General features: G+C 66.0%; 18 protein-coding genes. 3 read left to right on the top strand and 15 right to left on the bottom strand.

All coding sequences use genetic code 11. From position 1 onward, the window contains the following. Positions 1-2: 2 nt before the first annotated feature. On the bottom strand, positions 3-959 hold the full coding sequence (locus tag RPB_RS06365; RefSeq protein ID WP_041798014.1) for a respiratory chain complex I subunit 1 family protein: 957 nt from the start codon (positions 957-959) through the stop codon (positions 3-5). Further along, positions 950-2,968, bottom strand: a complete 2,019-nt coding sequence (gene hyfB, locus RPB_RS06360; protein ID WP_011440159.1) for a hydrogenase 4 subunit B — start codon at positions 2,966-2,968, stop codon at positions 950-952. Before hyfB ends, RPB_RS06365 begins: the two co-directional genes overlap by 10 nt. 494 nt (positions 2,969-3,462) lie before the next feature. On the opposite strand from hyfB, the gene cobS reads away from it, so the two are divergent. Then, on the top strand, positions 3,463-4,263 hold the full coding sequence (gene cobS / locus RPB_RS06355) for an adenosylcobinamide-GDP ribazoletransferase (protein ID WP_011440158.1): 801 nt from the start codon (positions 3,463-3,465) through the stop codon (positions 4,261-4,263). A 105-nt stretch (positions 4,264-4,368) separates the two neighbouring features. Here the strand turns inward: cobS and RPB_RS06350 are convergent, their stop codons facing one another. The 7 genes from RPB_RS06350 to urtA all read right to left on the bottom strand — a co-directional run bounded on the left by RPB_RS06350 (position 4,369) and on the right by urtA (position 11,504). Then, a complete protein-coding gene (locus RPB_RS06350) occupies positions 4,369-4,713 on the bottom strand; it encodes an FmdB family zinc ribbon protein (RefSeq protein WP_011440157.1) in 345 nt (114 codons plus the stop codon). A 231-nt stretch (positions 4,714-4,944) separates the two neighbouring features. Further along, positions 4,945-6,174, bottom strand: coding sequence for a formamidase (gene fmdA / locus RPB_RS06345; RefSeq protein WP_011440156.1), 1,230 nt, complete (start codon positions 6,172-6,174; stop codon positions 4,945-4,947). Between the two features lie 45 nt (positions 6,175-6,219). After that, a complete protein-coding gene (gene urtE, locus RPB_RS06340) occupies positions 6,220-6,909 on the bottom strand; it encodes an urea ABC transporter ATP-binding subunit UrtE (protein WP_011440155.1) in 690 nt (229 codons plus the stop codon). Positions 6,910-7,206: 297 nt separating this feature from the next. Beyond that, entirely contained in the window at positions 7,207-7,962 is a 756-nt protein-coding gene (gene urtD / locus RPB_RS06335) for an urea ABC transporter ATP-binding protein UrtD (protein ID WP_011440154.1), read from the bottom strand. 11 nt (positions 7,963-7,973) lie between these two features. Beyond that, positions 7,974-9,125, bottom strand: coding sequence for an urea ABC transporter permease subunit UrtC (gene urtC / locus RPB_RS06330; protein ID WP_011440153.1), 1,152 nt, complete (start codon positions 9,123-9,125; stop codon positions 7,974-7,976). A gap of 11 nt (positions 9,126-9,136) precedes the next feature. Next, positions 9,137-10,063, bottom strand: a complete 927-nt coding sequence (gene urtB / locus RPB_RS06325; RefSeq protein ID WP_011440152.1) for an urea ABC transporter permease subunit UrtB — start codon at positions 10,061-10,063, stop codon at positions 9,137-9,139. 178 nt (positions 10,064-10,241) lie between these two features. Next, a complete protein-coding gene (urtA, locus tag RPB_RS06320; protein WP_041798011.1) occupies positions 10,242-11,504 on the bottom strand; it encodes an urea ABC transporter substrate-binding protein in 1,263 nt (420 codons plus the stop codon). A 159-nt stretch (positions 11,505-11,663) separates the two neighbouring features. Here urtA and RPB_RS06315 point away from each other — a divergent pair, with 159 nt between their 5' ends. Then, positions 11,664-15,032: a hybrid sensor histidine kinase/response regulator gene (locus RPB_RS06315; RefSeq protein WP_011440150.1), complete on the top strand. Its 3,369-nt coding sequence runs from the start codon at positions 11,664-11,666 to the stop codon at positions 15,030-15,032. Then, positions 15,022-15,951 carry a response regulator gene (locus RPB_RS06310; RefSeq protein WP_011440149.1) on the top strand — a complete coding sequence of 310 codons (930 nt, stop codon included), beginning with the start codon at positions 15,022-15,024 and terminating at the stop codon, positions 15,949-15,951. Before RPB_RS06315 ends, RPB_RS06310 begins: the two co-directional genes overlap by 11 nt. 48 nt (positions 15,952-15,999) lie before the next feature. Here RPB_RS06310 and RPB_RS06305 read toward each other — a convergent pair whose 3' ends face one another. The 6 genes from RPB_RS06305 to RPB_RS06285 all read right to left on the bottom strand — a co-directional run bounded on the left by RPB_RS06305 (position 16,000) and on the right by RPB_RS06285 (position 20,276). After that, positions 16,000-16,833 (bottom strand): YihY/virulence factor BrkB family protein, encoded by an 834-nt coding sequence (locus tag RPB_RS06305; protein WP_245258315.1) that lies wholly within the window; start codon positions 16,831-16,833, stop codon positions 16,000-16,002. Positions 16,834-17,160: 327 nt separating this feature from the next. Continuing rightward, complete coding sequence (locus tag RPB_RS24510) at positions 17,161-17,325, bottom strand: hypothetical protein (RefSeq protein ID WP_157038781.1); 165 nt, start codon at positions 17,323-17,325, stop codon at positions 17,161-17,163. A 2-nt stretch (positions 17,326-17,327) separates the two neighbouring features. Further along, entirely contained in the window at positions 17,328-18,053 is a 726-nt protein-coding gene (locus RPB_RS06300; protein WP_011440147.1) for a hypothetical protein, read from the bottom strand. Further along, the gene (locus tag RPB_RS06295) at positions 18,050-18,439 is read right to left on the bottom strand and encodes a phage holin family protein (RefSeq protein WP_011440146.1); all 390 of its coding nucleotides are present in this window, start codon (positions 18,437-18,439) and stop codon (positions 18,050-18,052) included. The genes RPB_RS06300 and RPB_RS06295 overlap by 4 nt, the downstream gene beginning before the upstream one ends. Then, positions 18,426-19,031 (bottom strand): hypothetical protein, encoded by a 606-nt coding sequence (locus RPB_RS06290; protein ID WP_011440145.1) that lies wholly within the window; start codon positions 19,029-19,031, stop codon positions 18,426-18,428. The genes RPB_RS06295 and RPB_RS06290 overlap by 14 nt, the downstream gene beginning before the upstream one ends. A 21-nt stretch (positions 19,032-19,052) precedes the next feature. After that, positions 19,053-20,276, bottom strand: coding sequence for a hypothetical protein (locus RPB_RS06285; RefSeq protein WP_011440144.1), 1,224 nt, complete (start codon positions 20,274-20,276; stop codon positions 19,053-19,055). Positions 20,277-20,555 lie beyond the last annotated feature (279 nt).

Raw genomic sequence — 20,555 nt, 5'->3', positions numbered from 1 at the left:
GCTTACAATCCCTTCGACACGAACAGGAGAAGCGTGCCGAGCAGGCCGAGCATCAAGGCCGCACCGAGGAATTGCGGCACCCGGAACACCCGCATCTTGGCGGTGGCGGTCTCGAACACCGCCAGCAAAAAGCCCGCAATGGTGATCTTGAACAGATACAGCGCCGCGCCGGCCAGATAGGCCGCGGGACCAGCGCCGAACACGCCGATGCCCCAGGGATAGAACAGGCAGACGATCAGCGAGACATAGAGCAGCAGCTTGAGCTGCGCGCCATACTCGATCATCGCCAGATGCCGGCCGGAATATTCCAGGATCATCGCCTCGTGCACCATGGTGAGTTCGAGATGGGTCGAGGGATTGTCGATCGGGATGCGGGCGTTCTCGGCGAGCGCCACCATCACCAGCGCGATCATCGCCAGCCCGAGCGAAACCCGCAGGCCGACCGCGGTCGACGCGATGTAATTGGCGACGGTCGACAGATGCGTGGTGCCCGCGACCAGCGCGACGCAGAACACGATCATCAGCATCGCCGGCTCGGCAAGGGCTGCGATCATCACCTCGCGCGACGAGCCGATGCCGCCGAACGAGGTGCCGACGTCCATGCCGGCGAGCGCGAGGAAGAACCGCGCGGTGCCGAGCAGTGCGACGATGACGATCAGATCCGCTGTCCAGTTGAACAACAGCCCGGTGGCGAAGGTCGGCACCAAAGCGGCGGCGACCCAGATCGCCGCGAAAGTGACGTAGGGCGTGGCGCGGAACAGCCAGGAGGCGTTGTCGGCGAGCACGACCTCCTTGCGCAACAGCCGGATCAGGTCGCGATAGGGCTGCAGCAGCGACGGGCCGCGGCGGCGCTGCAGCCGCGCCTTGACCTTGCGGATGAAGCCGGTGAGCAGCGGCGCCAGCAGGAACACCAGCAGCATCTGCACGCCCTGCACGGCGATGTCGGTGATCACGTCCATATCGCGAGCACCAGCAGCAGCGTGACGAGGGTGGCGAACACCAGGCTGAGATAGCCGCGGATGGTGAGGAGCTGCATCCGGTTGAGGCGCACCGAGGCGGCCATGACGCCGCCGGCGAGCGGCGCGTAGATCCGCTCCCAGATCTGGTCGTGCAGTTCGATCCGCAGCCGCGCCGGCGCCGTGTCGCCCGGCGGCGGCATCGTGACGTGATCGCGGGCGCGGAAGATCAGCGTGCCGAACACCCGGCGGATCGGCTGCGCGAAGCCGGCCGCGGAATATTGCGCGAGCGGCGCAGGCTCGGTGAAGCCGCAGCCCCAGGCCGGGCCGCGGCGGACCGCGCCCGACGAGAACAGCCGGATCGCGACGAACAGCAACGACGCCGACACCGCGATGAACAATGCGACCAGCAGGCCATTATAGGAGCTGTGGCTTTGCGCGATCGGCACGATCGACAGCCAGGCGAGCGGCGTTTGTGGCGCCAGCCGGCTGCCGAGAATCTCGGTCGCGATCGGCGCCAGCGTGTCCATCACCAGTCCGGGCAGCACGCCGGCGGCGAGACACAGCGCGGCGAGGATCGCCATCGCGGCGAGCGAGAAGCGATCGACCTCTTTGGCAGCCAGCGTCGCGGCGCCGCGCGGCCGGCCGAGGAACGTCACGCCATAGGCCTTGACGAAACACGCCGCCGCCAACGCCGCCGCGAGCGCCATCAAGCCGCCGACCGCCGGCACCAGAATTTTCAATCCCCATTGCGGCAGTTGCGGGCTCTGCAGCACCGCCTGGAAGATCAGCCATTCCGAGACGAAGCCGTTGAACGGCGGCAGCGCCGAGATCGCGACGCTGCCGATCAGGAACACCACGCTGGTCACCGGCATGCGATGGATCAGTCCGCCGAGCTTGTCCATGTCGCGCTCGCCGGTGGCGCTCAGCACCGCGCCGGCGCCGAAGAACAGCAGGCTCTTGAACAGCGAATGGTTGAGCACGTGGAACAGCGCCGCGGTGAAGGCCAGCGCCGCCGGCAGCGGCTGATGATTGGCCTGGAACGCCAGCGCGAGGCCGAGGCTGACGAAGATGATGCCGACATTCTCGATCGTCGAATAGGCCAGCAGCCGCTTCAGGTCCTTCTCCATCAGCGCATAAAGAATGCCGAGCGCCGCCGTGATGCCGCCGAGCGCCAGCACGATCCCGGAGGTCGACCAGTCCGGCGTGCCGAGCAGATCGAACACCACGCGGATGAAGCCGTAGACCGCGACCTTGGTCATCACGCCGCTCATCAGCGCCGAGACGTGGCTCGGCGCCGCCGGATGCGCCAGCGGCAACCAGACATGCAAGGGGACAAGCCCGGCCTTGGAGCCGGCGCCGAGCAGCAGCAGGATCAGCACCAGCGTCGCGATCCACGGCGCGTGCTGCGCGGCGCGGATCGCGGCGAAATCGTAATTTCCGGCGGCGCCCGCGAGCAGGCCGAACGCCAAGAGCAGCGCCAGCGTGCCGAAACTCGCCATCAGCAGATAGACATAGCCGGCGCGGCGATTGGATCCGTCGCGGTGATGCGCCATCACCAGCGCCCACGACGCCAGCGACATGAATTCCCAGCTCAGCAGATAAGAAAACGCGTCGGCGGCGAGCACCACCATGTTCATGCCGGCCAGAAACGCCGGATAGAACGGCAGCACGCGATGCGGCGCGTGCTCGTGCCGGCCATAGCCGAGCGCATACAGGCTCGCCAGCGTGCCGCCGAGATTGACCACGACGAGGAAGAACGCCGCGAGCGCATCGAGCCGCAGATGCGCGCCGAGCCAGGGCAGCCCGATCGGCAGCGTGCGCTGGGCGGCGGCGTCCGCATGCAGCAGCAGCCAGGTCAGTGCGCTGGCGGTGGCGACCGCGCAGGTGACCAGCGTCGCGGAATAGATGGTTGCGGTGGCGAGGCCCGGCCTCCGGCTCAGCGGAACCGCGATGACCGCGATCGCGAGCAGCACCGCCACGCACCAGAGCTGAACCGCAAGTTCAGTCATCGGGCGTGCACCCTCGCCGCGCCAGCGATATGGCGCCCGAGGAGAGCCTGCGTGCCATCCCGCGCCGGAACCTTCATCCGCGATCGTGCCCCCATTCGCATCGGGTTCGACCTCATTCCATCAGTGTCGCTGCGCCCGCCCCTTGGGCGACGAACCATCGGCAAACGGCAACGCCGCCTCGCCATGACGGCAAGACGTGGATTCGCCGAGAGCTTCGCATGGAACGCAGCGTTCGACGACCTAGTTACCCGAAACGAAGGCAGTCTATCAATCATCTATTTTGTGCCAGCAAAAATGATGTTTCACATATCATCGATACGGAATTTTGGGTGCCGTCCGACCTCAGCACGGAGGTCCCACCCCGAGTTGTCCTGTCGCAAGGCCTCCACCGCCGGGCTGCGGATCGCGCAATCACGCCGGCCGGCCATGGCCAAGGTCGCAGTTGACCGCGGCGTGCCGAGGCGCGCAGTAGAGCCTCCCCGCAGAGGACCCGCATGTCGATCGATTCCCGGCCCCCGCGGCCTTCGCCGACGCTCGCGCAACTGCTCGATGCGATTCGCTTCCTGACCATCCTGCCGGTGCCGGATTCCGACCGCGCGCCGGAGCCGGACTGGCTGACCCGGGCGTTGGCGTTCTTTCCGATCGTCGGCGTCGGCATCGGTGTGATCGCAGCGACCGTGCTGCTGATCGGCAATTCGCTGTTCGGCCCCGGGCTCGCCGCGCTGCTGGCGGTCGCCGCCTCGGTCGTCGTCACCGGGGCGATGCACGAGGACGGCCTCGCCGACACGTTCGACAGTTTCGGCGGCGGCTGGTCGGTGGCCAAGCGGCTGGAGATCATGAAGGACTCGCGGCTCGGCACCTATGGCGGCCTGGCGCTCGGCCTCGATGTGGCGCTGCGCGCCATGGCGCTGGCGCAATTGCCGCTGTGGGCCGCGCTCGCCACGCTGGTCGCCTGCCATGCCGCCGCGCGCGCGACGCCCGGTTTCGTCAAGCGCAAGCTGTCCTACGCCGGCGACGTCAGCGGCATGAAGGTGAGCTACGCCGAAGAGCCGATGCGCAAGGATGAATGGGCGCTGGTGTTGATCACCGTCGCGCTGGCGGCGCTGCCGCTGCTGCTGGTGTCGCCGCTGGCGCTGATCGCCGGCCTCGGCTTCGGCGCGGCGCTGGCCGCCCTGATAGCCTCATGGGCGAAGCGTCTGCTCGGCGGCTACACCGGCGACGTGCTCGGCGCCACCGAGCAGATGTTCGAGATCGGGTATCTGCTGGGTGTGGCCGCGGTGCTGGCGGGGAGTTAGTCCGACAACCTCCCGTCATTGCGAGGAGCGAAGCGACGAAGCAATCCAGCGCCGCATGCGGGGCGTGGATTGCTTCGCTTCGCTCGCAATGACGGAGAGGAAACCTCAGTGGCTGATCATCCACGGCCGCGCCGTCGGAAAGCCCTTGGCGCCGCTCTTGGTGCGGGTCTGCAACCGCGCCGGCTTCTTCAGGCCGGAGCAGCAGCCGCAGCCCGGCGCGTGCTTGGCCTTGTATTCGCCGACGCTCATCGGCGCGTGCTTGCTCTTCTCGTTGGTGGCGTGCGCATTGCGCTGCGACGCCGGCATGCAGGAGAAGTTCGGCGCGGTGAGCAGCACCCGCGGCGACGAGGTTTCGCACACCGGGCACGGCTGCGGCGCCTCGTATTCGGCCATCGGCCGCAGATCGGTGAACGGCCCGCAGGCGTCGCACATGTATTCATAGACTGGCATCGTCGTTTCCCTTGCGCTGACGATTTGGTCCCGGCGATGGGAGCGGGGCGGATGAACCGCACCGTCCCGCTCCCTTCGCGCAGGGAAGAATGAGAGCCCGAGCGAACCACCTATCGACGTCATTGCGAGCGAAGCGAAGCAATCCAGCGCGGTGCACTGAGCCTCTGGATTGCTTCGTCGCTTCGCTCCTCGCAATGACGGGGAAAGGTGGTCACCCCGACTCGAACGCAATTACTTGTCCTGCGAGATCGGCATCTGGATGTCGCCCTTGATGTGTTTGACCGGGCCGGCCGAGGACGGCATCATGTCGAAATCGAAGATCTCGGTCGGCAGCCACAGCGTGGCGCAGGCGTTGGGGACGTCGACGACGCCGGAGATGTGGCCCTGCACCGGGGCGGTGCCGAGGATCGAATAGGCCTGGGCGCCGGAGTAGCCGAACTTCTTCAGATACTCGATGGCGTTCAGGCAGGCCTGGCGATACGCGACGGTGACGTCGAGATAATGCTGCTGGCCCTGCTCGTCGACCGAGATGCCTTCGAAGATCAGATAGTCCTTGTAGTTCGGCGTCACCGGCGACGGCTTGAAGATCGGATTCTTGATGCCGTATTTCGAGACGCCGTCCTTGATGATGTCGACCTTGATGTGCAGCCAGCCGGCCATCTCGATGGCGCCGCAGAAGGTGATCTCGCCGTCGCCCTGGCTGAAATGCAGGTCGCCCATCGACAGGCCGCCGCCCGGCACATAGACCGGGAAGAAGATCTTGGAGCCGCGCGACAGGTCCTTGATGTCGCAATTGCCGCCGTGCTCGCGCGGCGGCACGGTGCGGGCGCCTTCCGCTCCGGCTTTCGCCTTGGCGTCGCCGGTGAGCTTGCCCATATGCGCGGTCGGGCCGAACGGCGGATTGGCGAGGCCGGGCACGCGGGTCGGGTTGGTGGCGATCAGGCCGGTCTCGCGCTCGTTCCAGGTTGCGAGCAGCTTCGGATCCGGCAGACAGCCGATCAGGCCGGGATGGATCAGGCCGGCGAAGTTCACGCCCGGGATGTGGCGCGACGAGGTGTACATGCCCTTGAAGTCCCAGATCGACTTCTGCGCCAGCGGGAAGTGATCGGTCAGGAAGCCGCCGCCGTTCTGCTTGGAGAAGAAGCCGTTGAAGCCCCACAGGCTCTCCTTCATCGGGCCGACGTCGAGCAGGTCGACCACCAGCAGGTCGCCCGGCTCGGCGCCCTTGACGCCGATCGGCCCCGACAGGAAGTGCACGATCGACAGGTCGATATCGCGGACGTCGTCGGCGCTGTCGTTGTTCTTGATGAAGCCGCCGGTCCAGTCGTAGGTCTCGACGATGAAGTCGTCGCCGGGATTGACCCACGCCGCCATCGGAATGTCCGGGTGCCAGCGGTTGTGGACCATCTCGTTGTCGTAGGCGGACTGCGTGAGATCGACCTTGATCAGTGTCTCTGGCATCGGAAGCTCCCCTTGTTACCAGTTGACTCGGTTAGATAGACAGACTCAGACGGACAGATATTTGGCGACCTGCGCCTCGTCGACGCTGGCGCGCGGCTCGTCGCGGACGATCTCGCCGTTCTCGATCACCAGCACGCGGTCGGCGACGTCGAGCGCGAAGCTCAGCACCTGCTCGGAGACGATGATCGACAGGCCCTTGGTGTCGCGGATGCGCTTCAGCGTCCGCCCCATCTCCTTGATGATGGACGGCTGGATGCCCTCGGTCGGCTCGTCCAGCAGCAGCACTTTCGGCCTGGTGGCGAGCGCGCGGGCGATCGCGAGTTGCTGTTGCTGACCGCCGGACAAATTGCCGCCGCGGCGGCTCTTCATCTCCAGCAGCACCGGAAACAGCTCGTAGAGATCGCCCGGCACATCCTTTTCGCCGGAGACGACGAGGCCGGTCTCGATGTTCTCCTTCACCGTCATGGTCGAGAAGATCATCCGGCCCTGCGGCACGTAAGCCAGCCCCTTGGCGACGCGCTCGTAGCTCTTGAGGCCGCCGAGCTCGGCGCCTTCCATCGAGATCGAACCCTTGCGCTGCGGGATGATGCCCATCAGCGACTTCATCAGCGTGGTCTTGCCCATGCCGTTGCGGCCCATGATCGCGACGATCTCGTTCGGCGCGACGTCGATATTGAGCCCGTGCAGCACCTCGCTCTGGCCGTAGGCGACGTGCAGATCGTTGATAGCGAGCATCGGGATCTCCTCTAGCCGTAACGTTGAGCTCCCTCCCCCCGCGTGCGGGGAGAGGGTCGGGGTGAGGGGGCGCCTCCGCGAGTCGCAGAGGCTCGGCCGTGACGAGACGCCCCCTCACCCGACCGGCCGCGCTGCGCGCCGCCGGTCGACCTCTCCCCGCGCGCGGGGAGAGGTGAAGGAAGAGGCGTCATTGCGAGGAGCGAAGCGACGAAGCAATCCACAGGCTCCGTGCTCGGAGCTGGATTGCTTCGCTTCGCTCGCAATGACGGGGGAGAGGCTGTTCGCATGTCAGATCGCTCAATGCCCCAGATACACTTCGATCACCTTGGGATCGTTCTTCACCACATCCATCGTGCCCTCGGACAGGATCTGGCCCTGGTGCAGCACGGTGACTTTGTGGGCGATGTCCTCGACGAATTTCATGTCGTGCTCGATCACCAGCACCGAGCGGTCCTTGATGATGGTGTGCAGCAGCTCGGCGGTCTTGACGCGTTCGGACACGCTCATGCCGGCGACCGGCTCGTCGAGCATCAAGAGGTCGGGGTCCTGGATCAGCAGCATGCCGATCTCGAGCCATTGCTTCTGGCCGTGGCTGAGCAGATCGGCGCTCTGGCCGAGCTTGTCTTTCAGGAAGATCGCCTCGGCGACTTCCTCGACACGCTCGCGCACCGCCGGCGTGCGCTGGAACGCCAGCGCGCCGAACACCGAGCGGCCATGCGGATAGGAGATCTCCAGATTCTCGAACACCGTGAGGTCCTCGTAGATCGACGGCGTCTGGAACTTGCGGCCGACGCCGGCCTGAACGATCTGGTTCTCCTTCATCTTGGTGAGATCCTTGCCGCGAAAGTGGATCGCGCCGGACGTCGCCTTGGTCTTGCCGCAGATCAGATCGAGCACCGTGGTCTTGCCGGCGCCGTTGGGGCCGATGATCACCCGGATCTCGTTTTCCTCGACGTAGAACGACAGGTCGTTGACCGCCTTGAAGCCGTCGAACGACACGGTGAGCCCTTCCACCGCCAGCAGGAAGTCGGGTTGTTGATGGCCGATCAGCATGGTTGCCTCCCCTATTCCGCCGGAGCGCCGCCGGCGACCGGGCCGAGCGTCTTGCCGCTGGTGTGATCCGAGCCGGATTTGCGCCTGTTGAGGACCTTGTCGATCAGCGGCTGGACGTGGTCGCGCCAGATCCCGGCGAGTCCGTTCGGGAAGATCAGCACCACCGCGATGAACAGCGCGCCGAGCCCGAACAACCAGAGCTGCGGGAAGGATTCCGACAGGCTGGTCTTGGCGAAATTGACCAGCAGCGTCCCGTAGATCGCGCCGAAGATCGACAGCCGGCCGCCGACCGCGGTGTAAATCACCATCTCGATCGACGGCACGATGCCGACGAAGGACGGCGACATGAACCCGACATTGAGCGTGAACATCGCGCCGCCGATCGCCGCGAACATCGCCGCCAGGCAGAACGCGAAGATCTTGAAATTGGCGACGCTGTAGCCGGAGAACCGCACCCGGTCCTCCTTCTCGCGCATCGCCACCAGGATGCGGCCGAGCTTGGAGTGGCGCACGAACAGCGCCAGCAGGATGCAGCCGAACAGGAACGCCACCTCGACGAAGTAAAGCACCACCTTGGCGTGGTCGGGACGGATGTCCCAGCCCTTCAGCGTGCGCAGATCGGTGATGCCGTTGATGCCGCCGGTGTAGCCCTGCTGGCCGATGATCAGGATGGTGAGGATCGCGGCGATCGCCTGGGTGATGATGGCGAAATACACGCCGCCGACGCGCCGCTTGAACATCGCCGCGCCGATCAGATAGGCGAACAGCGTCGGCACGATCAGGATCGCGAGGATCGTCAGCGTCAGGCTGTGGAACGGCTGCCAGAACAGCGGCAATTGCGTGATCTGGTTCCAGTCCATGAAATCCGGGATGCCGGGCGTGGACTGGATCTTGGTGTTGGCGACGCTGGAGGCTTCCAGCTTCAGATACATCGCCATGCCGTAGCCGCCGAGGCCGAAGAACACCCCCTGCCCGAGGCTCAAGATGCCGCCGAAGCCCCAGCACAGCACCAGACCGAGCGCCACGAAGGCGTAGGTCAGATACTTCGCCACCAGGTTGAGGCGGAACACATCCAGCGACAGCGGCAGGATCACGACCAGGAGCAGAGCGAGCGCGGCGAGACCGATCAGGTCGGAGCGGCTGAGAAAGCGCGGGCTTTCCATGTCGATGACTCCTATTTGCGAACCTTGAGGGCGAACAGGCCTTGCGGGCGAACCATCAGGATCGCGACGATGGCGAGCAATGTGAGCACCTTGGCCATCGAGCCGGACATGAAGAACTCCATGGTCGACTGCGCCTGCGAGATGCTGAAGGCCGATGCGATGGTGCCGAACAGGCTCGCCGCGCCGCCGAACACCACGACCAGGAAGGTGTCGACGATGTAGAGCTGGCCGGAGGTCGGCCCGGTCGAGCCGATCATGGTGAAGGCCGAACCCGCGATTCCGGCGATGCCGCAGCCCAGCCCGAAAGTGTAGCGATCGACCTTCTCGGTGTTGATGCCGACGGCGCCGGCCATCACCCGGTTCTGCACCACGGCGCGAACCTGGCGGCCCCAGCGCGATTTGTACATCACATAGGCGACGGCGGCGGTGATCAGGAAGGTCAGGCACATCACGAAGATGCCGTTGATCGGCACCTCGATGGTGTCGGTGATCTGCTTGGAGCCGAGCATCCATTGCGGCAGCTCGACGCCGACTTCACGCGCGCCGAAGATCGACCGATAGGCCTGCTGCAGGATCAGCGACAGGCCCCAGGTCGCCAGCAGCGTATCGAGCGGGCGCTTGTAGAGATGGCGTATCAGCCCCCATTCGACCAGCATGCCGAGCGCGCCCGCGGCGATGAAGGCCAGGATCATGGCGACGAAGAAGTAGCCGGGGAACAGCGACGGCAGATAGGCCTGAAAGGCGCTCGACGTCATCCAGGTGACGTAGGCGCCGAGAATCATGAACTCGCCATGCGCCATGTTGATGACGCCCATCTGGCCGAAGATGATCGCCAGCCCGAGCGCCATCAGCACATAGACCGAGAACAGGATCAGACCCGCGAAGCCCTGCATCGCGAAGATCGCGCCGAGATCGCCAATGGAATAATCGCCGAACATGGAGGCTGGCCCCTGCTAATTGAAATGATCCGGACGCGGTGTTTGCCGGCGCCGCCGCCACACATTCCGGCCGTCATCGCCGGGCTCGACCCGGCGATCCATCTTCTGCGAAGAGAGATGGATGCGCGGGTCGAGCCCGCGCATGACGCGGAGTGTGTGTGGAAGCGTCTGCCGACGCTTACTGATAGCCCTTCGGGAACGGATCGGGCTCGACCAGGTCGGCGGTCTCGTAGACCAGTTCGTACTGGCCATCGAGCTTTGCCTTGCCGACGCGGGTCTTCGACCAGAGGTGGTGGTTTTCGTGGACCCGGACGTAGCCTTCCGGCGCGCCCTTGAATTCCACGCCCGGCGACGCCGCCGCCACCTTGTCGATGTCGAACGAGCCGGCCTTCTCGACGGTCAATTTCCACAGCCACGGGCCGAGATAGGCAGCCTGGGTGACGTCTCCGATCACCGTCTTCTCGCCCCACATCTTCTTGAACGCGGCGACGAATGCCTTGTTGTTCGGATTGTCGAGCGACTGAAAGTACTTCATGCAGGCGAAGGCGCCGGCGATGTTCTCGCCGCCGATGCCGTCGATCTCGTCCTCGGTGACCGAGATGGTGAGCAGGGTCTGCTTCGACAGATCGATGCCGGCCGCCTTGAGCTGCTTGTAGAACGCGACGTTGGAGCCGCCGACGATGATCGCGTAGATCACGTCCGGCTTGGTCAGCTTGATCTTGTTGATCACCGAGTTGAACTGGGTGTGGCCGAGCGGGAAGTACTCCTCGCCGACGACCTTGCAGCCCTGCAGGTGATTCTCGATGTGCTTGCGGGCGATCTTGTTGGAGGTGCGCGGCCAGATGTAGTCGGAGCCGAGCAGATAGAAGCTCTTGGCGTTCTTGGTCTTGTTGACCCAATCGAGGCCGGCGATGATCTGCTGGGTGGCTTCCTGGCCGGTGTAGATGACGTTTTTGGACTGCTCGAGGCCTTCGTAGAAGGTCGGGTAGTACAGCATGCCGTTGTACTGCTCGAACACCGGCAGCACCGCCTTGCGCGAGGCCGAGGTCCAGCAGCCCATCACCGCGGCGCATTTGTCGTTGACGAGAAGCTTCTTGGCCTTCTCGGCGAAGTTCGGCCAGTCGGACGCGCCGTCCTCCTGGATGTACTTGATCTTGCGGCCGAGCACGCCGCCGGCGGCGTTGATCTGCTCGATCGCGAGCTTCTCGGCCTGCACCGAGCCGGTCTCGGAGATCGCCATCGTGCCCGTGACGGAGTGCAGGATGCCGACGGTGACCTCGGTGTCGGTCACGGCGAGGCCGGTGGTGTTGACGACGGAGGTCGCCGGCGCCTGGGCGAACGACGTGCGCGGCAGCATCGTCATCGCCGGGATGGCCGCCATCCCCATCAGAAGCTTGCGCCGGAACGGCGAGTGAAGGCCCTGGTCTTTGTCGTCTGCCATGAACTACCCCTTCGTGTTGTTTGGACGCGTGTGCAGTCGGGGCAAACGATCGGCGAAATTTTCGGCTGTACCGATACGCAAGATCACGTATGTTGCATCGCAAGATCGCGACGTAGATTTTTCACGCAGCAGAGCGAGACGAAAAACAAGGAGAAGCGCGTGGTTGGGCGGCAGCGCATAGACCGCGTTCGGCGCCAGTACAATCAATGGGTCGCCAACCAGACGCTCGAAGACTATGCGCTGCGCTTCACCGCCAAGAGCGCGCGCCGCTGGTCGGCGCTGCGGGTCGCCAACACCGCGCTCGGCGCGATTTCGTTCCTGGCGCTGGAGGCGATCGGCGGCACCATCACGCTGAATTACGGCGTCACCAACGCCACCGCGGCGATCCTCGTGGTCAGCGTCATCATCTTCTGCTGCGGCCTGCCGATTGCCTATCATGCAGCCAGATGTGGCGTCGATATAGACTTGCTCACGCGCGGCGCCGGATTCGGCTATATCGGATCGACGATCACCTCGCTGATCTATGCCTCATTTACGTTCATCTTCTTCGCCATCGAGGCTGTTATCCTCGCCAAGGCGCTGGAGATGTGTTTCGGGCTGCCGCTGGCGCTGGGCTATCTGTTCAGCGCCGTGGTGATCATTCCGCTGGTGACGCACGGCATCACGCTGATCAGCCGGTTTCAACTGTGGACCCAGCCGTTCTGGATTCTGCTGCACATCCTCCCGTTCGCGGCGATCGCGATCAAGAGTCCGGAATCGTTCGAAGAGTGGACCAGATTCGCCGGCGCGCAGGGCGATCCGGCGGGCCATCTCGACCTGCTGCTGTTCGGCACCGCGGCGTCGGTGGTGTTCGCGCTGGTGGCGCAGATCGGCGAGCAGGTCGACTTTCTCCGCTTCCTGCCGCGCGACCGCCGCACCTCGAAGGCGGCGTGGTGGGCGGCGATGATCAGCGCCGGGCCGGGCTGGATCGTGCCGGGCGCGATCAAGCTGCTGGCCGGCTCGTTCCTCGCCTATTTCGCCCTGAGCCATGGCCTCGACATGGAGGACGCGGCGGAGCCGTCGCACATGTATCGCGAGGCGTTCCGTTACGTGCTGGCGCAGCCCGAACTGGCGCTTGCGCTGACCGGCGCCTTCGTGATGCTGTCCCAGATCAAGATCAACGTCACCAACGCCTATGCGGGCTCGATCGCCTGGTCGAACTTCTTCTCGCGGCTGACCCATTCGCATCCCGGCCGCGTGGTCTGGCTGGTGTTCAACGTGCTGGTGGCGCTGCTGCTGATGGAGATCGGCGTCTACAGGGCGTTGGAGCAGACGCTGGCGCTGTATTCCAACGTGGCGATCGCCTGGGTCGGCGCCCTAGTGGCGGATCTGGTCATCAACCGGCCGCTGGGCCTGCGGCCGCGGCAGATGGAGTTCAAGCGCGCGCATCTCTACGACATCAATCCGGTCGGCGTCGGCTCGATGGCGATCGCCACGGTGATGTCGATCACCGCGTTCTACGGCGTGTTCGGGCCGACCGCCAAGGCGCTGGCGCCGTTCGTCGCGTTGCTGGTGGCGTTCGTCACCGCGCCGGCGATCGCGCTGCTCACCCGCGGCCGGTTCTATATCGCGCGCAAGCCGAAGCGCTCCTGGCAGAACCTGCCGGCGATCAAGTGCTGCATCTGCGAGCATTCGTTCGAGCCCGAGGACATGGCGCATTGCCCGGCCTATGCCGGGCCGATCTGCTCGCTGTGCTGCTCGCTCGACGCCCGCTGCCACGATCTGTGCAAGCCGCACGCGCGGTTCGACGCGCAATTCACCGACGCGCTCGGCAAGGTGCTGCCGCAGCGCGTCCATGCGCTGCTGAATTCGCAGGTCGGGCACTATCTCAGCGTGTTCATGGTGTCGGCCGGGCTGGTCGGCCTGACGCTGATGATGATCTATCTGCAGGCCGCACCCGCCACCGACGCGCAGCAGATCCTGCTGTCGGAAATTCTCTGGAAGCTGTTCTTCGCGCTGTCGATCATCATCGGCGTGGTGACCTGGCTGTTCGTGCTGGCGCGGCAGAGCCGGCAGGCCGCCGAGGCCGAGACCCGGCGCCAGACCACGCTGCTGATGCAGGAGATCGACGCGCACCGCCAGACCGACGCCGAGCTGCAGCGCGCCAAGGAGGTCGCCGAATCGGCCAATCTCGCCAAGAGCCGCTACGTCGTCGGCCTCAGCCACGAGCTGCGCTCGCCGCTCAACGCCATCAGCGGCTACGCGCAATTGCTCGAACAGGACGCCAGCCTGCCGCCGCGCCCGCGCGACCAGATTCGCCTGATGCGACGCAGCGCCGATCATCTCTCCGGGCTGATCGACGGATTGCTGGATATTTCCAAGATCGAGGCCGGCCGGCTGTATCTGTCGCGCGACGAGGTGCGGTTCGGCGAATTTCTCGACCAGCTCGTCGGCATGTTCCGGCTGCAGGCGACCGCCAAGGACGTCGACTTCGTGTTCAAGCGCCCGCAATATCTGCCGCCGGTGGTCTACGCCGACGAGAAGCGGCTGCGCCAGGTGCTGATCAATCTGCTCTCCAACGCGATCAAGTTCACGCAAGAAGGCAGCGTGCATTTCATCGTGCATTATCGCAACCCGGTGGCCGAGCTCGAAGTGCGCGACACCGGCCCGGGCATCCATGCCGACGATCTGGAGCGGATCTTCGCGCCGTTCGAACGCGGCGCGCTCGGCGTATCGCAGCCGCACACCGGCACCGGGCTCGGGCTGACGATCAGCAAGCTGCTCGCCGGCGTGATGGGCGGCGATCTCAGCGTCACCAGCACGCTCGGCCAGGGCTCGACCTTCCGCGTCAAGCTGCTGCTGTCGGAAGTCACCAATCCGACCCGCACCCGCGCGATCCGCGCGCCGATCCTCGGCTATCACGGCCCGCGCAAGACCATCCTGATCACCGACGACGATCCGGCGCAGCGTAATCTGCTGCAGGAATTGCTGGCGCCGCTCGGCTTCATCGTGCTGAGCGCGCCGGACGGCTACACCTGCGTCGGCCTCGCCGAACACTGCCAGCCCGACCTGTTCCTGCTCGACATCTCGATGGCCGGCATGGACGGCTGGACCGTGGCCGAGACGCTGCGCACCAACGGCCACCACCACGCCCGCATCCTGATGGTGTCGGCGAGCGCGATCGAGGCGCACGGCGCGCCGCTGGCGCAGCCGTTCCACGACGGCTACCTGATGAAGCCGGTCGACATTCCGCGGCTGCTCGAACAGATCGGGCAGCTGCTCAAGATAGAATGGATCTACAAAGGCGAAACGCCCGAGACGCCGGCGGCCACGGGCGATATGCAAAGCCCGCCGATGCAGCACGTCGAGGAATTGATCGAGCTCGGCAAGATCGGCTACATCCGCGGCATCGAATCCAAGCTCGATCAGATCGACAACGACTATCCGGAATCGGGGACGTTCGTGTCGCAGATGCGCGCGCTGGTCGAGCAGTTCGATCTCGACCAGTACATGAAGACCCTGAACACGCTGTATCGCCATGACCAATGATCTGAAGAAGCGCGATATCGTGCTCGTCGTCGACGACTCGCCGGAGACGCTGCGGATGCTGACCGACGCGCTCGACGGCGCCGGCATGACCGTGATGGTCGCGCTCGACGGCGCCGCGGCGATGCGGATCGTCGAGCAGATCACGCCGGACATCGTCCTGCTCGACGCCATCATGCCGGGCCTCGACGGCTTCGAGACCTGCCGGCGGCTGAAGCGCAATCCCGCCGTCTCCGACGTGCCGGTGATCTTCATGACCGGCCTCGCCGAGAGCGAGCACATCGTCCGCGGCCTGGAGGCCGGCGGCGTCGACTACGTCACCAAGCCGATCGTGATCGTCGAAATGCTGGCGCGGATCCGGGTGCATCTCGGCAATGCGCGGCTGAGCCAGAGCGCGCGCGCCGCACTCGACGTGTCCGGCCGCTTCCTGCTCGCGGTCGATCGCGTCGGCAAGGTGCTGTGGGCGACGCCGCAGGCGCAGAAGCTGCTCGCCGCCGACGGCGCCTCGGCCGAAGGCTTCCGGCTCGATCTGCCGAAGCCCTGGCTCGACTGGCTGGAGCAGGTGCACAGCGGCCTCGCCCAGCCGAAGACGCCGATGAAGGCGTCGCTGCTGCGCAACGACGAATTGCGGCTGCAATATATGGGCAAGCTCGGGCCGAACGAATTCCTGCTGCGGCTGGCGCGCGACACCTCCGGCGAATCGCCGAAGGAATTCACCACCGAGTTCGGTCTCACCAGCCGCGAGAGCGAAGTGCTGGCGTGGCTCAGCAAGGGCAAGACCAATCGCGACATCGCGCAGATTCTGGGGCTCAGCCCGCGCACGGTCGACAAGCACCTCGAGCAGATCTACGCCAAGCTCGGCGTCGAAAACCGCACCGCGGCGGCGGCGATCGCCACCAGCGCCAGCCGGCGGGATTCGTAAGCCGCCGCGCGTCGCCGCGGCGCGATCAGCAGGGTTTCGTGGAACTGCTCAGCGTGCGGACGAACGCTGTCTGCGGCCGCCCTTGGCCTGCATCTCGATCTCGGCGTTGAGTTCGCCGCCGACCAGCACCACGATCGCCGTCATCCACATCCAGATCATCAGGCCGATGGCGGCGCCGAGCGAGCCATAGGTGGCGTCGTAATTGGCAAAATTGCCCAGGTAATAGGACAGCAGCGCCGAACCGACGATCCAGGCGAGGGTGGCGAACACGCAACCCGGCAACACCCAGCGCCAGTGCGGCGTGTCGCGATCGGGCGCGTGGCGATACAGCACCGCGAGCCCGGCGAAGGTGAGCAGCGCCAGCAGCGGCCAGCGGCCGTAGCCGATCAGCACCGCGCCCTGGCCCTCCATCCCGATCATCGACAGCGCGATCGGGGTCGCGATCACGAGGCCGATCGCCGACAGCACCGCCGCGAGGGCGCCGATGGTGAAGCCCAGCGACAGCGCGTTGAGCTTGATGAAGCCGCGGCTCTCCTGCTTGTCGTAGACGACGTTCGATGCATCGATCACCGCCTTGACGCCGCCATTGACGCTCCACAGCGCCAGCGCGAGGCTGGAGAGGAACGCCAGTCCCAGCCGGGTCTCGCCATTGGCGAGCACGCGGCCGACCTGATCCTCGATCACCGAATAGGTCCCCTCCGGCACGATGGCGGCAAGTTGCTGCAGATGGCCATTGATGGTGCCGCCGTCGGTGAACAGCGCGTAGGACGACACCAGCGCGGAGATGCCCGGAAACAACGCCAGCAGGCCGTAGAACACCACGCCCGCGGCGACCAGCATCAGCCGGTCGTCGTTGATGCGCGCGTAGGTGCCGCGGAGCACGGCTTTCCATTGCCGGCGCAGGACGGGAAGCGGTTGATGGAAGCGCGCAGCAGGCGGATCGGTATCGTCTTGCGTCCGCCCCGCCGGTACGGCGGGGGCGGCAGGCATCGTCGTCGCGGCCTCGCGTGGCCTGCCGCCGGCACGCTCAGGGGCACCGCGCCCCGCGATCCAGCCAGCTGCACTCGCACCGGCGACGATGGCCAGCGATGCCAGAAATCCGGAGCTCGTTCGTGCCATCCTCAATTCCCTTCAGCACGACCTCTACAGACGCCGATGCCCGGCGCATGGCCGGGCATCGCTGCGTTTGGGACACGATCGGACGCCGCGTCAGTGCGTGTTGCTGTCCTGCCACCGCTCCAGGTCCGGCTTGTCGGGCGGCGGCTGCGAATTGGTCTGCGAACTCTGGTTCGGCTTCTTCCAGGGCTCACGGGTGCCGCTCTTCATCGCATCGTCCGGCCGGTCGCTCGGGGCCTTGTCGTCGATGTCCGCCATGCTCATTCCAGACGCAGATTTTCTTCGGCCGCATCGGCGACACGCCTGGCTTTTTCGCCGATCTCGCCTGCAGCCGACATCACGCCCTCGGGCGTCAGCCCCTGGCGGCGCGCTTCCTCGGTCGCGGCATCGACCGCATCCCGCGCGGCCGCGCCGACTCGCTCCTGGGCCTGTTCGACGAAGCCGCGCGCCTGCGCCTTGAACTCGTCGCTGGTTTCGCCGAACAGCTCGGCCTCGACGGTTGTGCGCGGCAGCGAGGCTGCGATGCCCGCACCGATCGCCACCCCGAGCGCGCCGAGCATCAGCGGCTGCTCGTTGAACAGCTCGGTCAGGCGCGAGCGCGCCGCGCCGAGCAGTTCGGCGCCGGTTTCCGGAATCTGCCTTCCGAATTCGCTGGCGCGATCGAGCGCAGCGGCGCCGCTGTCCTGGACGCTATGCATCGCACTGGCGGCGCGATCCCCGACCCCGGCGACCGTTTCGCTGACCCGATCCCTGACGTCGTGCATCGCCGCGCGTCCGGCATCGATCGCGCCCGATGCGGCGTCGGGGACGCGATCGAGCCCGGTGCTGTGCGCCAAACTCGCGGCACGCTCTTTGGCCTTGCCGCCGGTGAACAGCCACAGCACGCCCATGCCGATCAGCGCGGTCGACACCGGATTGCGACGCATCGCATCGCCGAGATCGTGAATGAAAGGCATCACTTTGCCCTGGTCGGATCGATCGTTCACTGCACCATCTCCTTTGCCGCGACCTTGTCGCGCTGCAATTGCTCGATCGTCATGTTCGGCTTCAATGAGTCGGGCGACAGCCGGCTGATGCCGATGCCGATCAGCGCAGCGGCGACGACGATCGTGCCGCCGCCGGTGATCAGATAGGCGACCGAGGCGGAGAACCCGTTCTCGATCAGCAAGGCCGCGAGCGCGAACAGCAACACCACCAGGCCGGGGATCAGGATCACCGCGCCCGCGCCCATCATCGCCACCGCGCGACCGACCTGGCCGATCTTGTCGGCCATCTCGGCGCGGGCGAGATCGAACTCGTTGCTGATCAGCTTGGCGAACTGATTGAACGCATCGCCGAACAGCTCGGGAATCGACCGATTATTTGGAGTCATCGCGATATCCCCGGTTGTCGTCTCCACCACCGTCGTGCGACGCCGTGCGATAGGACGGCTCCGCGGACGACGACGAACTCTTCAGGAAGCGCACCGCGCCGAAGCCGGCCAGCACCGCGAGGCCGAGAAACGCGGTCGGCTGGCGGCGGGCGAAATCCTGCACGCCCTTGACCAGATCCGAGATATCGCCGCGCTGCACGGTGTCGGAGATCTCCTCCACCTTGTTGGCCGCCTTGCGCATGTAGACGCCGGCGATCGGGACGTCGTTGTCGAACTCGTGCGACGCGCGCCGGATCGCGTCGGCGATGCCGCCGATGTAGTCGGCGCCGGCCTCGCGTTGCGCGTTGGCGCGTTGCTTGATCGTCTCGCCGGCTTCCGAGGCGAACTCGCGGGCGGCGCCGGCCAGATCGTCTGCCTTGGCGCGCGCGGCGTCGACCGTCTCTTCAGCGAGGCCGACCACCCGGTCCTTGATGTCGCGACCCGCATTCGCCGCCTGACCCGCCATCGTTTCGGCTTCCTTCTTCACCGACTTCAACGGCTGCGACCGCGTTCCGCCGGCGCCGTTCCCTGTCTTCTCGATCTGTTCAGCCATGATGATCTCCGTCCCTGTGTCTCAATGCTTGTTCTGCGACGGCGACTCGAATGTCGAGACCGCTGCTTCGGCGACCTTGCGGGCGCGATCGCCGAGATCGCGAACCTGACCGCCCATGCTCTCACGCGTCAGTCCCTCGTCCTCCGCGGCACCGGCCGCGCTGTCCAGGACATCGCGGCCCTTCTGTTTCACCGCCTCGACGCCGCGCGTCACCGTTTCCTCGGCGCGTTCACGCACCCGGCGGCTGGCGTCGCCGAACACCTGCTTTTCGGCGCGCAGCCGCGGGATCGCGCTGGCGATCAGGCCGCCGATCAGGAGGCCGGCGCCGGCGACGAGCAGCGGATGGGCACTGACCGTCTCGGTGAAGTTCTTTCCGGCGCGCTGGCTGATATCGGCGGCGCGATCGCGCGCGCGGGCGGCGGCGTGCAATCCCGCATCGGCCGTCTCGCCGACTTTGTCGCGGAGTCGAACGGCGGCATCCGCCGCGCTCTCGCGCATCGAGGTGGCGGTGTCGCGGACCGAGGCCGCGGTGTCGCGGAGCGTATCCGTCACCGCGCTGGCGATACCGACGCCGCGATCGGCGACGTCGTCGACTTCGCCGGCAAAGGCCCCGCCGGCTGCCGCCGCGGTGCGACCGAGTTCGTCGGCCTGCGCCGAAACGGCGCGGCCGAATTCCTCGCCCTTGTGCTTCAACTCTGCGGCCGTGGTCGACGCGGCTCGCCGGAACTCATTGGCCCGGCTGCTGGCCGCATCGCCCGCGGCCTGCAGCGCGCCGGTCGCGTATTCTCTGGCGGCCTCCGCGGTATCGGCCGCATCGGCGCCGAAGGCCCGGGCGCGGCGCTCGACATCGCCGGCCAAATCGACCGCGGCGTCGGATGCGCGCTGCGTCAGTTGCTGGCCCGACTTGGTGCCGGCGAGATACAGGCCCGCGCCGACCATCAGCACCGGAGCCGGAATCGCGCGGACGATTTTCCACAGCGGATAGGCCAGCGTCGCGCCGACCGCCACCGCCTGCACCGGATTGTTGCGGATACTGTCGCTGACCTTGTCGGCCAACTCTTCGCCACGAGTCTTGATGTAACTGGTCACGTCGTCCTTGATCGCCTGCGGCGAGTAGCGCTCGCGCAGATCGGTCGCGGTGTCGGCCACGGTTGCCCGCAGCTCGCCGACGGTTTCCGTCAATCCGGCCCGGGCGCGTTCGGTATCGCGTCGGATCTCGTCCAGGGTTCGAGCGTCGTGCGCCATCGGTTCCTCCAGAAGTTGTGATCGTCCAACTCGATAGAGCTGACGATGTTCCTCAGTCACAGGACATTCATGACATCAGATGGTCGCTCCCCTCCCGAACCGGAAGACGCCGCGATCCTCCGGTGGCGCGAATTGTCACACGATCCGGCCGCCCACGCGTCGGGTGACCACTCGCAGCGGATACCGCTAGCGGCCGGTGCCAAGTTTCATTCTCCCTCTTGGGCGAATTTCGCTAAAAGGCTGACGGCCCGCCCGCCGACCCGGCGCAGGGGCAAAGCA

The organism is Rhodopseudomonas palustris HaA2, assembly GCF_000013365.1.
Lineage (GTDB): Bacteria > Pseudomonadota > Alphaproteobacteria > Rhizobiales > Xanthobacteraceae > Rhodopseudomonas > Rhodopseudomonas palustris_J.
The sequence above is the reverse complement of the archived record's forward strand: the minus strand, read 5'-3'. Positions and strand labels throughout refer to the sequence as shown.